This is a genomic window from Streptomyces sp. HmicA12 (assembly GCF_000373565.1).
Taxonomy (GTDB): domain Bacteria; phylum Actinomycetota; class Actinomycetes; order Streptomycetales; family Streptomycetaceae; genus Streptomyces.
In genome coordinates this window covers 87,102-100,391 of record NZ_KB891802.1, presented here as the reverse complement: position 1 = coordinate 100,391, position 13,290 = coordinate 87,102, and the positions used below count along the sequence as shown (strand labels likewise).

Here is a 13,290-nt window from a genome sequence, read left to right as displayed (position 1 = left end):
GACCCGCCCCGCGACCCGCGGCGACGATCTTGGCATGCCCACTGCCACGTCCTACACCCGGCTCTTCGCGATCCCCGGCGCCCGCGCCTTCACCCTCGGCAACCTCATCGCGCGCTTCCCGCAGGGGATGTTCAGCATCAGCGCGGTGATGCTGATCTCCGGCGTCCGCGGTTCGTACGCGCTCGCCGGCGCCCTCACCGCGACGGGCCTGGTCGCGAGCGCGTTCCTCGGACCGTGGCTGGCCCGGATGGTGGACCGGTACGGACAGGCCCGTGTCGCCGTGCCCGCGACCCTGGTCTCGGCGTCCGGCGCGCTCGCGCTGCTGGCCTGTGTACGGCTCGACGCCCCCGACTGGGTGCTGTTCGCGGCGTACCTGCCGACGGCCGCGCAGCCGAACACCGGAGGCATGTCACGGGCCCGCTGGGCCCATCTCCTCGACGGCGATCCGAAGGCGCTGCACACCGCCAACTCCTTCGAGCAGGCGGCGGACGAGCTGTGCTACATGCTCGGCCCGGTGGTGGCCGCGTTCCTGTGCAGCGCGCTGTTCCCGGAGGCGGGCGCGCTCGTCGGCACGGCCCTGATGGTGACGGGCGTCCTGCTGTTCGCCGCCCAGCGCGCCACGGAACCGCCCGCCCGGCCGCGCACCACGGCCACCCGTACGCCGCTGCGCGTGGCCGGCATGCCGCCGCTGCTCGCCGCGTTCCTCGCGACGGGCGCGATCTTCGGCTCACTCGAAGTCGTCACGGTGGCCTTCGCGGACGAGCTGGGACACAAGGCGTGGGCGGGCGGCGTGCTGGCGCTGCAGGCGGCCGGGTCGTGCGCGGCGGGGCTGGTCTTCGGGGCGGTGAAGCCGTCGGGGCCCGCCGCCCGCCGGCACCCCGTGTGCGTCGCGGCGATGGCCGCGCTGATGACGCTGCCGCTGCTCGCGGCGGCGCTCACGGGTTCGCTGTACGTGCTCGGCGGCGCGCTCCTGATCGCCGGCATGGCGACGGCGCCGACCATGGTGACGGGCATGACGCTGGTTCAACAGCGCACTCCCGACGGCCAGTTGAACGAGGGAATGACGCTCGCGGTGACCGCCATCCTCGGCGGCATCGCCCTCGGCTCGGCCACCGGAGGCGCCGCGGTGGAGCACTGGGGCCCCACCGCGGCGTACACCGTGCCGGTCGTGGCGGCGACGTCGGCACTGCTCCTGTCGCTCCATGGCTACGTACGGGGCAACAGGTCCTGAGGCATCAGCACGTCGCGGGCTTGCGCCACGAGCACTCCAGGTCCCCGTCGCGCTCGGCGGCGGGCACGGAGCGGGTGGCCTTCGGCAGGGCGGCCTCGGCCTTCTTCGCCGTGGACTTGGCGAGCGTCACGACGATCGCGTCCTCCAGCGGCTTCACGGAGTCGACCAGGTAGTTGTTCTGGACGATGCTGTAGACGAGCTCGCGTCCGTCGGCGTCCTTCACGTATCCGGAGAGCGCCGAGGCCCCCGTCAACGACCCGGTCTTTCCGCGGGCGTTGAGAGCGGCGGGCGTGCCGCACATCCGGGAGCGCAGCGTCCCGCCGACGAACCGGTCGGGGTCGCACGCCACCGGAAGGGACGTGTACCAGTCGGCGTACCAGGACTCACCGCGCACCTTGAGCAGCAGATCGGCGAGCTGCCGTGCGGCGAAGTTGTCCTTGCGCGACAGGCCGGACCCGTCGACCTGCCGGATCTTGGTCGCGTCGACCCCGGCGCCCTTCAGGTACCCGGCGACGGCGGCGGTCCCGTCGCCCCAACTCCCGGGCTTTCCGGTGGCCTTGTACCCCATGGCCTTGATCAGCGACTCGGCGTGCATGTTGTTGGACAGCTTCATGAAGGGGATGAGCAGGTCCTTCAGGGCCATCGACCGGTGCGCGGCCAGCGCCTTGGCACCCGCCGGGGTGGCCCGGCCCAGCCGGGTGGAGCCGGCCACCCGTACCCCGTGCGCGGCGAGCGCGTCGCGGAAGACGGACGCCGCGTACCCGGTCGGCTCCCACACGGTGACCCACTCCTTGGTGGTGTCCCCGCCCACCGGCACGGTCCCGCGGACGGTGATGGTGTTGGTGCCGTGCTGCCGCTCGACGGCGACGGTGTCGTCTCCCCCGGCGGCGACGGTGCTCGCCTGAACGTCGAAGTGCACGTACTTGTTCTTCGGCGTGACGCTGACGACGGGCTTGTCCCCCGCCTTCGCGCCCGGCGCGACCTCGACGATCACGGTTCCGGAGTCGTAGTCGGTGTCCGGTGCCACGGTCAGGGCGGAGATCTGGGCGGCGTAGTACGAGGACTCGTCGTCGCCGCCCCAGGTGTCACCGATGCGCTGGTGGTCGAACCGGGTGTCGTCGGCGACGAGCCGCCCGTCGACCTTCTTCACCCCGGCCGCGGCGACGTCGGCGGCCAGCTTGTCGTAGTCGGCGGCGAGGGTCGTCGGGTCGCCGGTCCCGCGCAGATACAGGTCCCCGTCGAGGACCCCGCCGCGGGTGCGCCCGGTGGCGAGCACGTCGGTGGTGAAGGTGTGGTCGGGGCCGAGGAGGGCCATGGCCGCGGCCGAGGTGGCGAGCTTGGTGTTGGAGGCGGGCGTCAGGCGTCCGGTCGGGTTGTGCTGGTACAGCGTCTCGCCGGTGTGCGCGTCGGCGACGACGACACTGGCGGCTCCCCCCTCCATCCGCGGGTCGCCGAGGATGGTGTCGATGGCCTCGGGCAGCCCGCTGGTGCTGGAGTCGGCTCCGGCGGGCGCGCCCCAGGACAGGGTGGCCGCGGCGACGGCGACGACGGCGGGCAGGGCCCACCGTCGCGCCCTCCTGCGGGAGTTGAGGCCTGCATCTCGTCTCACGGGTCCGTCAGGTCTGCTCATGGCACAGGAGCATTCCCGAGGAACAGGGCTCAGCCAAGACCCCACGGCCTCACACAACGACAAAGGCCCGACTGTGTTCACAGTCGGGCCTGAATCGCATGGGATGAGTGGAGATGGCGGGAATCGAACCCGCGTCCAACGGTGCAGCAGCAGGGCTTCTCCGTGTGCAGTTCGCTTCGATTTTCTCGGCCCCGGTGATCACGCGAACAAGTCGCCGACGGGCCCAGTCACTGTTTGATTTCCCATCGAACCCCGTGACCGGGCTCGATGGTTTAGTTCCCTAGATTATGCCAGGAACCGGGTCGGGAACACTCCCGGGCTGACACCCTTTTAGGGTCCTTCAGTCGCTGTTATTAGGCAGCGAGGGCGAAGGACTGGGAATCGCTCTTGGAATTGGCGATTATTGGTTGCGACATATGGTTTACGAGATCATTGCCGCTTCCTCGACACGCTTCACCTGCTTCGACATCCGCTGTCGAAACCGATCATCCCCATGTTGGCACTATTCAATTAGATACAGCTCAAGGTGGACCTTGCGGTCCGGGCGCTCCTGCGTGAGGAGCAGTCCCATCGTACGTGACCAACGCACGACGATGCCAGCGTATTCCTGCCGGGCTCAGTGCTCGCGCGCCCGCTGGCGCCGCTTCGCCGCCGCGATGGCCCGGTCCGAGTCCCTCCGGTCCTGCTGCTCGCGCAGCGTCTGCCGCTTGTCGTACTCCTTCTTGCCCTTGGCGAGCGCGATCTCGGCCTTGGCGCGGCCGTCCTTGAAGTAGATCGCCAGGGTCACGATCGTGTGACCCGACTCCTGGGACTTCGACTCCAGCTTGTCGATCTCGTCGCGGTGCAGCAGCAGCTTGCGCTTGCGGCGCACGGCGTGATTGGTCCAGGTGCCCTGGCTGTACTCGGGGATGTGGGCGTTGTGCAGCCACGCCTCGCCCCCGTCGATCTGGACGAAGGCGTCGGCCAGGGACGTCCGTCCCTGCCGCAGCGACTTGACCTCGGTGCCGGACAGCACGATGCCGGCCTCGTAGGTGTCGATGATCGAGTAGTCGTGCCGCGCCTTCTTGTTCTGCGCGACGATCTTGCGCTTGCCGTCCTTCGCGTCGGACGCCTTCCCCTTGCCCTGCTTGGGCTGGGACTCCTTCGGTACGTACATTGACTTGGCCATAGTGCTGGCCATTTTCGCACTACGAGGGGGTCCCGAGGCCAGTCAATACTGTCTCGGCCTGCCGCAGCGCACCGTCGTCCGCCTCCAGGTCGGGGGTGATGCCGCGGCCGTCGACCGTGCGTCCCGAGGGAGTGCGGTAGTGCCCGACCGTCAGCTCCGCGACGGAGCCGTCGGGCAGCTTGCTCGGCATCTGCACCGAGCCCTTGCCGAAGGTCCTGGTGCCCACGACGACCGCGCGGCCGCGGTCCTGGAGGGCGCCGGTGAGCAGCTCGGCCGCGCTCATCGTCCCGCTGTCGACGAGCACGACCAACGGTCTGGTGGTGTCGCCGCCGCCCCGCGCGTGCAGGGCGCGCTGGCTGCCGCGCACGTCGTACGTGGCGACGAGCCCGCCGTCGAGGAACGCGGAGGCCGCGGTGACCGCCTCGTCGATGAGGCCGCCGGAATTGCCGCGCAGATCGAGGACGACACCCGCGCCCTCGGGTGCCGCGCGGACCGCGTCGCGCACCTTGTCGCCCGCGCCCTTGGTGAAGGCGGTGACCTTGACGAGCCGCGCCCCGCTGGCGAGCTGGCCGACGGAGACGGAGTCGGTGGGGAGGTTGGCCCGGCGCAGGGTCTCGCTCCACGCGCGCGTGCCGCGCTGCAGACCCACGTGGACGGACGTACCGGCGCGCTCGCCCCTCAGGCGGGTGAGGACCTCGGTGACGGGGCGGCCGGTGACCGCCTCGCCGTCGACGGCGGCGATGCGGTCGCCGTCGCGGATGCCGGCGAGCGCGGCGGGCGAGCCGGAGCGCACCTTGGTGACCTGCACGTGGCCGTCGGTGGTGCGGCGGGCCCACAGCCCCACGCCGGTGTACTCGCCGTCGAGGGCCTGCTCGAACTCCTGGTACTCGCCCCGCGAGTAGACGGCGCCCCAGCGGTCGCCGCTGCGGCTGACGGCCTCCTCGGCCGCCTGCGCGGACTCCTCGGGCGACTTGCCGTCGGTCATCGCCTCGTAGGCGGCCGCCGCGGGGTCGTCGAGCGCCTTGCCGTCCGTCGTCCCGGATGCCCGCTTGTGCCCCGCGGTGACGGAACTGTCCTCCCGCGCCGGGGATTTCCGGACTTCTCCGGGCAGTACGCCGGTCGCGGCGCCGGTCGCGAGGACACCGGCGAAGACCAATGTCAGCGCCGCCCCGCGGCCGATGCGGCGGGGCCGGCCGAAGAGTTCCGGGCCTGACATGCCGGTGAGTCTAGGACAACGCAGGGCGCCGTACGGCCTGTTGAACCGTACGGCGCCCTGCGTGGCGGGGGACTCTTGTCACACCTTGAGGTACTTGCGCAACGCCACGAAGGCGGCCAGCGCGGGCATCACGACACTCACGGCGAGGATGAGCGGCAGCTTCGTCAACACGGCGTCCCAGCCGATGAAGTTGATGAGCTGGAGCTTGTCGGAGAGCGCCACGCCGTTGTCGATCACGAAGTACTGGCCGCCCGCCAGGAACAGACAGGCGATGCCGCCGCCGATGAGTCCGGCGACCGCGGCCTCCATGATGAACGGCGCCTGGATGTAGAAGCCGGAGGCGCCGACGAGCCGCATGATGCCGGTCTCGCGGCGGCGGCTGAACGCGGAGACACGCACGGTGTTGACGATCAGCAGCAGCGCCACGACGAGCATCACCGCCATCACCGCGCCCGCCGCGACGTTCAGATAGCCGAGCAGCTTGAAGAGGTTGTCGAGCACGCCCTTCTGGTCCTGCACGGACTGCACACCGGGCCGGCCGTTGAACGCGGTCGCGATGACCTCGTACTTCTCCGGGTCCTTGAGCTTGATCCGGTACGACTCCTGCAGCTGGTCCGGGGTGAGCGAACTGGCCAGCGGGGAGTCGCCGAACTGCTCCTTGTAGTGCTTGTAGGCCTGGTCCTGTGACTCGTACGCGACCTTGTCGACGACGTCCATCTTGTTGAGGTCGTCGATGATCTGCTTCTTCTGCTCGGCCGTGACCGGGCCCTTGGCGCAGTTCGGGTCGGACTCTGAGTCACCCTTGTTGCACAGGAAGATCGAGACGTTGACCTTGTCGTACCAGTAGCCCTTCATCTGGTTGACCTGATCGCTCATGAGCAGCGAGGCGCCGAACAGGGCGAGCGAGAGGGCCACCGAGATGATGACGGCGAAGGTCATCGTGAGATTGCGTCGCAGACCGACGCCGATCTCCGACAGAACGAATTGGGCACGCATAACGCTGACTGAGCCTTTCGCAGCTTCTCTCGGTACTTCTCAGTGCTGGTAGCCGTAGACGCCGCGCGCCTGGTCACGCACGAGACGGCCCTTCTCCAGCTCGATGACGCGCTTGCGCATCTGGTCCACGATGTTCTGGTCGTGGGTGGCCATCACCACGGTGGTGCCGGTGCGGTTGATGCGGTCGAGCAGCTTCATGATGCCGACCGACGTCTGCGGGTCCAGGTTGCCCGTCGGCTCGTCCGCGATCAGCAGCTTGGGGCGGTTCACGAAGGCGCGGGCGATGGCCACGCGCTGCTGCTCACCACCGGAGAGCTCTCCGGGCATCCGCTCCTCCTTGCCGCCGAGGCCGACGAGGTCGAGCACCTGGGGCACGGACTTGCGGATCTCACCGCGGGACTTGCCGATGACCTCCTGCGCGAAGGCCACGTTCTCGCCGACCGTCTTGTTGGGCAGCAGCCGGAAGTCCTGGAAGACCGTGCCGAGCTGGCGGCGGATCTGCGGGACCTTCCAGTTGGAGACGCGGCCCAGGTCCTTGCCCAGCACGTGCACCTGGCCGTGGCTGCACCGCTCCTCACGCAGGATGAGCCGCAGGAACGTCGACTTGCCGGAGCCGGACGAGCCGACCAGGAAGACGAACTCGCCGCGCTCCACCTCAAGGGAGACATCCCGGAGAGCGGGTCGGGTCTGCTTGGGGTAGACCTTGGAGACGTTGTCGAATCGGATCACGGGTGCGCCTCGGAGCGTCGGGGGCGTCGGGGCGGGGGTGCGGGGCTTCCGAGACACCCCCTCGGTGAGCGTGACCATACGCGAACCGGCTCGCGGATATCAGGCGCCGTCCCCTGTTGAGCGTTTTGTCCCGGTGCGGGGATCGCAGTCGCGCCGGTTTTGTCCGCCCCGTACCAGGTCAGAGACGGTCCTGCCGGTGAAGCGCGCCGAAATTCCGGGAAGCTGGCACAGTGGAGGGGGGAACGGTTGCGTTTCCCGGAGCGTTGAGCGGAGAGAACCAGTGGGTACTCGGTGGCGTCGGCCGGCTCCGCCGCGCGGGAGGAGGAGAAGCACATGACCTATGACAGGTTGGTGTGTGCGAACTGCGCGGCGCCCGTGAGCGAGGGCCGCTGCCCGGTGTGCCGGGCGAACCGCGAGCGGCTCCAGCAGCAGAATCCGCTGGCCGGGCTCAATCCGATGGCGTTGATCGCGCTCGTGGTCGTGCTCGTGGCGACCGTGGCGCTGCTCGCGCACCAGACCGCTTGATTCCGTAGCCGCCACCCGCATACAGCTGCGAAAGGGCCCGGAGCCGATATCGGCTCCGGGCCCTTTCCGTGTGCTCACGCGTTCCGGGTCAGACCCGGGTCACGTCACGCGGCAGTGGTGCCACGGCCGGCCGCGAGGCGCGGCAGCAGGCGGAAGCCCACACCGCCCGCGATCATGGTCGCGGCGCCGATCAGCAGGAACGTGGTGCCGGACGAACCGGTCTCGGCGAGCTCGCCGGCCTTGTCCGAACCCGTACCGGTCTGCTGGGCCGGCTCGGAGCCGGTGTCCTGCAGGCTGTCCTTGCCCTGGCCCTGCTCGACGGGGTTGTTGTTGCCGTCGGGGTTGGTGTTGTCGCCACCGGTGGAGGAACCGCCCGTGGAGGACGAACCGCCGTCGGAGGAACCGCCGGAGTTGCCCCCGCCGTTGCCACCCGAGTTACCGCCGGAGTTTCCGTTACCACCGGAGTTTCCGTTGCCGCCCGAGTTGCCGTTGCCGCCCGTGGAGTCGTCACCGCCGGTGGTGGTGCCACCGGTCGAGTCGTCACCGCCGGTGGTCGTGCCGCCCGTGGAGTCGTCGCCACCGGTGGTGCCACCCGTGGAGTCGTCGCCACCGGTGGTGCCACCGGTCGAGTCGTCGCCACCGGTCGTGGTGCCACCGCTGATCAGGCCACCGGCCTGCCCGGCGACGTCGCCACCGGTGTCACCGCCCGTGTCGCCACCGGTGTCGCCGCCCGTGTCGCCACCGGTGTCGCCACCCGTGTCGCCACCGTCGCCATCGCCGATGCAAATCAGGCCGAGCGGGCCACAGCCGTCCTCGCCGGGTGCGGCCGAAGCGGCGCCCGCGGCGGTCAGCGACGCACCGGCGGCGATCACCGCACCGGCAGCTATCCGCGCGACACGGATTCGCGTCTTCTTGGTCATCTGTCTGCTACCCCCAGTAGCCAATCGTCAATGGAGCAGCGCCAGGGACCGCGTTCAATCGGGGCAGCAGGAGTCTCGTTCGACTCATCCCCCGTTCACACGCGTCCCACTGATACGCATGCCGCGCGCCAGCCTTCCCAGTTTTCAGATCAGCGTCAAGGTCGTTGCGGGCCCGATCATCCGGTACAGGGTGATTTGACCGGCGTACGGACATGTGACTGTGACGTAAAAGGCCCATAGACCTTCACAGATGGAATCCGTGCCGAAAAAAACAAGGCAACTGCCGCTCAGCGAGCGGCAGTTGCCTTGTCGATAAATCGCGGGCTACTTCTCCTGCTGCTTGCGCCAGCGGATGCCGGCCTCCAGGAAACCGTCGATCTCGCCGTCGAGCACCGACTGCGGGTTGCCGACCTCGAACTCCGTACGGAGGTCCTTGACCATCTGGTACGGGTGCAGGACGTACGAACGCATCTGGTTGCCCCAGGAGCTGCCGCCGTCCTTGAGGGCGTCCATCTTGGCCCGCTCCTCCTGGCGCTGGCGCTCCAGGAGCTTGGCCTGCAGCACGTTCATCGCCGTGGCCTTGTTCTGGATCTGCGAGCGCTCGTTCTGGCAGGAGACCACGATGCCGGTGGGGAGGTGGGTGAGGCGGACCGCGGAGTCCGTCGTGTTCACGCCCTGGCCGCCGGGGCCCGAGGAGCGGTACACGTCGATGCGCAGGTCCGACTCGTCGATCTCGACGTGGTCGGTCTGCTCGACGACCGGGAGCACCTCGACGCCCGCGAAGGACGTCTGACGGCGGCCCTGGTTGTCGAACGGGGAGATGCGCACCAGGCGGTGCGTGCCCTGCTCGACGGAGAGGGTCCCGTACGCGTACGGGACCTGCACGGCGAAGGTGGTCGACTTGATGCCGGCCTCTTCCGCGTACGAGGTCTCGTAGATCTCCGTCTTGTAGCCGTGGCGCTCCGCCCAGCGCAGGTACATGCGCTGCAGCTGCTCAGCGAAGTCCGCGGCGTCGACGCCGCCGGCCTCCGCGCGGATGTTGACCAGGGCCTCGCGGGAGTCGTACTCGCCGGACAGGAGCGTACGGACCTCCATCTCGTCCAGCGCCTTCTTGACCGAGGTCAGCTCGGACTCGGCCTCGGCGCGGGTGTCCGGGTCGTCCTCCTCCTCGGCCATCTCGAAGAGCACGGAGAGATCGTCGATGCGGCCGCGCAGCGCCTCGGCCTTGCGCACCTCCGCCTGGAGGTGGCTCAGCTTGCTGGTGATCTTCTGTGCCGCATCGGGGTCGTCCCAGAGGGACGGCGCGGCCGCCTGCTCCTCGAGCACGGCGATATCTGCCCTCAGCTTGTCGAGGTCCAGGACGGCCTCGATCGACTCCATGGTCGAGGAGAGGGACTTCAGCTCTTCGGAAACATCGACGACTGCCACGCCCTCCAGCCTAACGGCTGGTGCAAGTGGTCTCCGCCGGGTGCCGGTAGGGGGGCATGTGTTCGTCTGCGGGCCGGTGGGGGCTGGTCGCGCAGTTCCCCGCGCCCCTGAAGGCTTGCGGCTTCGCCGCTTGCCTTCATCGATGGAGGTAGCGCACGAAGTGCGCACCTCCAGGGGCGCGGGGCTGTGCCGATCAGCGGCTCCGCCGCGGGGCGCGACCAGCCACGACGCACCCGCGGACGAAGACGTGGCCTACGGCGCCGCAGGTGCCGAGTTGTTGCCGTCCGGGGTCGGCCCCTGGTCCCCTCCCGAGGACACCGCCCAGACCCCGCCCCCGATCGCCGCCACGAGGACGACCCCGGCCACACCGAGCGTGATCCGGCGGCGGCGGGCCGAGTGGCGGTTGCGGGCCGAGCCGGGGCGGGGGGCGCCCGAGGCGCGGGGCGCGCGGGCGGTGCCGCGGGCGCCGCCCGCCAGTTCGTCGGGCGCGGGGACCCTCATCGACGTATGGGTGTCGCGGTTGGAGTCGGCCGAGGCGGTGCCGGGGACGAGGGGCACGGCGCCGCGCCGCGGCCGGTCCTCGTCCTGGGGCTTGGCCTCGGGGGTCTCTGGCTCGTCGGCGGGCGGTTCGTCGGCCTCGGGCTCGTCCACGTCCAGCGGGGCCATGCCCGCGAGGAGGGGCTGCAGTTCGCGCAGCCGGGCCGCCATCTCCGAGGCGCGCAGCCGGGAGGCCGGGGCCTTGGCGAGGCACTGGATGAGCAGCTGCCACAGCTCGTCGGGGATGCCGGGGAGCGGCACGACCGACTCCGTGACGTGGCGGCGCAGGATCGCCCCGGGGTGGCCGCCGCCGAAGGGGGTGAAGCCCGCCAGGAGCTCGTAGAGGACCGTGGCGAGGGCGTAGATGTCGACCGCGGCCCGGGGCGGGAGGCCCTCGACGATCTCGGGGGCGAGGTAGTCGGGGGTACCGATGATCTTCGTCGCCTTGGTGCGGCGCGGGGTGTCGATCAGCTTCGCGATGCCGAAGTCGGTGAGCAGCGCCGGGTGGGAGCCGCCGGGGCCGAGCGGGCCCTGCATGTCCAGGAGGATGTTCTCGGGCTTCACGTCGCGGTGCACGATGCCCGCGGCGTGCGCGGCGGACAGGGCGTCGGCGACGTCCGCGGCGATGGCGACGGCGGCCTCGGGGGCCATCCGCCGCTCGCGCTCCAGGCGGGTGCGCAGATCCGTGCCGCGGATCAGGTCCATGACCAGTGCGAGGTCGTTCCCGTCGACCACCAGGTCGTGGACGCCGACCACGCGCGCGTGGTCGAGACTCAGCAGGGCGGTGCGCTCCTGGACGAAGCGGCCGACCAGCTCCTGGTCGGAGGCGAGGTCCTCGCGCAGCAGTTTGATGGCGACGGGACCGTCGGGTCCCTCGCCCAGCCAAACGGTGCCCGCACTGCCGCGACCCAGGATCTGGTGTGCGGTGTACCGGCTGCCGATCTTCCGTGCCAAGGCTGCTCCTACAGACGCGTGTTGGCGCCCAAGCTACGCGGCTCGGACGCCAACCAACGCATCAGCGGGGGAAATCACCCGTCGGATGTCGACAAATCTCCAACATCGCAGTTCAGTTGCCGGTTTTGCTCCCCAGATCGCCGATCCAGCCGGTGACGTCGTCGAACCAGGTGGAGAGCTGGTCCCAGTACCCCTTGCCGGTACCGATCCAGTCCTGGAGCGGGGTGAACTCCCAGACCAGCCAGCTCACCACGAAGAGGATCACGATCATGAACAGGCAGCCCTTGAGGCAGCCGAGACCGGGGATCTTCATCGGGTTGGCGCTGCGCTGACGCGGCTCGCGCGGCGGCCGCGACTGCTGGGGCGGCGGCTGCGGCGGCGCGTACTGCTGCGGCTGCTGCTGGGGCTGCTGCGGCTGCGGGGTCGAGCGCGGCGCCTGGCGCTGCTGCCGGGGCGCGTAGTTCTGCTGGCGCGGCTGCTGCTGCGGCTGCTGGACCTGGCGCTGCGGGCGGCGGCGCAGCGGGTCCTCGTTCGGGTCGAGGTACTGGACCTGCGTCTGCTCGTTGCGGTCGCGGGCCGCGCGCAGCTGGTTCTGCCAGGGGTGCGGGTCGTCCGGGTCGCCCGGGCCCTGCGGGTTCTGGCCCGGCTGGTGCGGCGGGACCGGCGGCATGACGGCGGTCGGGTCGGCGGCGCCGCGGTGCGGCAGGACCGAGGTGGGGTCCGCGTCCGAGTACTGGTTGCCGGACTGCTGCTGCATGACGCTGGTCGCCGCGTTGGGATCGACCTGGCCGTAGGAGCCGGCGTTGTTCGGCAGCACCTGCGTCGGGTCGGCGGCGCCGGGCACGCCCGGGACCTGCGCCGGGTCCGGGTCCGGCATCAGCAGCGCGCCCACGCCGTCGGCGGCGGCGATCTGCGCGCTGTTGGCGTGCACGCCGATGCCCTCGGCGACGGTGCGCAGCCCGCGCGCGAGGTTCTCCGCGCTCGGCCGCTCGTCCGGGTTCTTGCGCAGGCAGCGCTCGATGATCGTCCACAGCGGGTCGGGGACCGTGGAGGGACGGCGCGGCTCGGCGCTCAGGTGCTGGTGCAGGACCTCGAGCGCGGAGCCGCCGGAGAACGGCGGGCGCCCCGTGACCAGCTCGTACAGCAGGATGCCCGCGCCGTAGATGTCGACGGCGCTGGTCTGCGGGCGACCCTCGGCGGACTCGGGCGCCACATAGGCCGGCGTGCCCACGAACTCGTGGGTGCGGGTCAGGCCCGGGGAGTCGGCGAGGCGCGCGATGCCGAAGTCGGTGAGCATCGGGTGCATGCCGTTGGCGTCCTGCTTGAGCAGCACGTTCGCCGGCTTCAGGTCCCGGTGCACGACGCCGTCGGCGTGGCTCGCGGCCAGCGCGTCGGCGATCTGCGCGGTCAGCAGCGAGGCGGCGACCGGCGAGAACGGGCCGTTCTCGCGCAGGTAGCGGTGCAGGTCCGGGCCGTCGATCAGGTCCATGACGAGGGCGAGCAGCTCGCCCTCGACGACCAGGTCGCGGGTGCGCACGATGTTCGGGTGCGTGAGCCTGAGCAGGACGGAGCGCTCCCTGAGGAAGCGCATCACCACGTCCGCGTCGTTGGCGAGCTCCTCCTTGAGGACCTTGATGGCGACGGTCTCGCCGGGCTGCCCGGCGACGGCCGCCTCTGCGCCCGCGGTCTCGCGCTGGCGGGCCCGCCAGACGGTGCCCGTGGCGCCGCGTCCGAGCGGTTCCTCGAGCAAGTACTTGCTGCCTACCGGCCGCACGTCATGCGCTCCCTGGCTTGCTGGGCTTGCTGTCCCGTACTGAGTGTTCCGACCCACTGTAGTGGCGCCGTACGAGGTACCGGCTGTCGATCTTCTGTGACCGGCCATACCCGTGTTCGACGGAAAGACGCAGCACCGGGGCCCCTTGGTTGCCGGTCGAGGACGTGACCGATCTCAACCTG

At 70.2% G+C, this 13,290-nt stretch carries 11 protein-coding genes and 1 other RNA gene; 2 read left to right on the top strand and 10 right to left on the bottom strand.

From position 1 onward, the window contains the following. Positions 1–34 precede the first annotated feature (34 nt). Positions 35–1,231, top strand: a complete 1,197-nt coding sequence (locus B072_RS0111310; RefSeq protein ID WP_018530053.1) for an MFS transporter — start codon at positions 35–37, stop codon at positions 1,229–1,231. 4 nt (positions 1,232–1,235) lie between these two features. On the opposite strand, the gene dacB is transcribed toward B072_RS0111310, so the two are convergent. The 6 genes from dacB to ftsE form a co-directional block, all read right to left on the bottom strand. After that, a complete protein-coding gene (gene dacB, locus B072_RS0111305) occupies positions 1,236–2,861 on the bottom strand; it encodes a D-alanyl-D-alanine carboxypeptidase/D-alanyl-D-alanine-endopeptidase (protein ID WP_051127154.1) in 1,626 nt (541 codons plus the stop codon). Between the two features lie 105 nt (positions 2,862–2,966). Further along, positions 2,967–3,354: a transfer-messenger RNA gene (ssrA, locus tag B072_RS45960) on the bottom strand. A gap of 123 nt (positions 3,355–3,477) precedes the next feature. Beyond that, positions 3,478–4,029 carry an SsrA-binding protein SmpB gene (gene smpB / locus B072_RS0111300; protein WP_043243754.1) on the bottom strand — a complete coding sequence of 184 codons (552 nt, stop codon included), beginning with the start codon at positions 4,027–4,029 and terminating at the stop codon, positions 3,478–3,480. Between the two features lie 19 nt (positions 4,030–4,048). Further along, complete coding sequence (locus B072_RS0111295) at positions 4,049–5,245, bottom strand: S41 family peptidase (protein WP_018530050.1); 1,197 nt, start codon at positions 5,243–5,245, stop codon at positions 4,049–4,051. Positions 5,246–5,323: 78 nt separating this feature from the next. Then, on the bottom strand, positions 5,324–6,241 hold the full coding sequence (ftsX, locus tag B072_RS0111290; protein WP_018530049.1) for a permease-like cell division protein FtsX: 918 nt from the start codon (positions 6,239–6,241) through the stop codon (positions 5,324–5,326). 39 nt (positions 6,242–6,280) lie between these two features. Then, positions 6,281–6,970, bottom strand: coding sequence for a cell division ATP-binding protein FtsE (ftsE, locus tag B072_RS0111285; protein WP_026245701.1), 690 nt, complete (start codon positions 6,968–6,970; stop codon positions 6,281–6,283). A gap of 333 nt (positions 6,971–7,303) precedes the next feature. On the opposite strand from ftsE, the gene B072_RS0111280 reads away from it, so the two are divergent. Continuing rightward, positions 7,304–7,495 carry a hypothetical protein gene (locus tag B072_RS0111280; RefSeq protein ID WP_026245700.1) on the top strand — a complete coding sequence of 64 codons (192 nt, stop codon included), beginning with the start codon at positions 7,304–7,306 and terminating at the stop codon, positions 7,493–7,495. Between the two features lie 104 nt (positions 7,496–7,599). Here B072_RS0111280 and B072_RS0111275 read toward each other — a convergent pair whose 3' ends face one another. The 4 genes from B072_RS0111275 to B072_RS0111260 form a co-directional block, all read right to left on the bottom strand. Next, a complete protein-coding gene (locus tag B072_RS0111275; protein WP_018530046.1) occupies positions 7,600–8,415 on the bottom strand; it encodes an LPXTG cell wall anchor domain-containing protein in 816 nt (271 codons plus the stop codon). A 324-nt stretch (positions 8,416–8,739) separates the two neighbouring features. Then, positions 8,740–9,843 (bottom strand): peptide chain release factor 2, encoded by a 1,104-nt coding sequence (prfB, locus tag B072_RS0111270; protein ID WP_018530045.1) that lies wholly within the window; start codon positions 9,841–9,843, stop codon positions 8,740–8,742. A gap of 252 nt (positions 9,844–10,095) precedes the next feature. Continuing rightward, positions 10,096–11,334 (bottom strand): serine/threonine-protein kinase, encoded by a 1,239-nt coding sequence (locus tag B072_RS0111265; RefSeq protein WP_018530044.1) that lies wholly within the window; start codon positions 11,332–11,334, stop codon positions 10,096–10,098. Between the two features lie 112 nt (positions 11,335–11,446). Continuing rightward, entirely contained in the window at positions 11,447–13,108 is a 1,662-nt protein-coding gene (locus B072_RS0111260) for a serine/threonine-protein kinase (protein ID WP_018530043.1), read from the bottom strand. Between the last annotated feature and the right edge of the window lie 182 nt (positions 13,109–13,290).

What these genes read in the sequence shown, in the direction of transcription:
- B072_RS0111275 (WP_018530046.1), bottom strand. Translation starts at nt 8,415, where the DNA reads ATGACCAAGAAGACGCGAATCCGTGTCGCGCGGATAGCTGCCGGTGCG.
- smpB (WP_043243754.1), bottom strand. Translation starts at nt 4,029, where the DNA reads ATGGCCAAGTCAATGTACGTACCGAAGGAGTCCCAGCCCAAGCAGGGC.
- dacB (WP_051127154.1), bottom strand. Translation starts at nt 2,861, where the DNA reads ATGAGCAGACCTGACGGACCCGTGAGACGAGATGCAGGCCTCAACTCC.
- B072_RS0111295 (WP_018530050.1), bottom strand. Translation starts at nt 5,245, where the DNA reads ATGTCAGGCCCGGAACTCTTCGGCCGGCCCCGCCGCATCGGCCGCGGG.
- ftsX (WP_018530049.1), bottom strand. Translation starts at nt 6,241, where the DNA reads ATGCGTGCCCAATTCGTTCTGTCGGAGATCGGCGTCGGTCTGCGACGC.
- B072_RS0111280 (WP_026245700.1), top strand. Translation starts at nt 7,304, where the DNA reads ATGACCTATGACAGGTTGGTGTGTGCGAACTGCGCGGCGCCCGTGAGC.
- B072_RS0111310 (WP_018530053.1), top strand. Translation starts at nt 35, where the DNA reads ATGCCCACTGCCACGTCCTACACCCGGCTCTTCGCGATCCCCGGCGCC.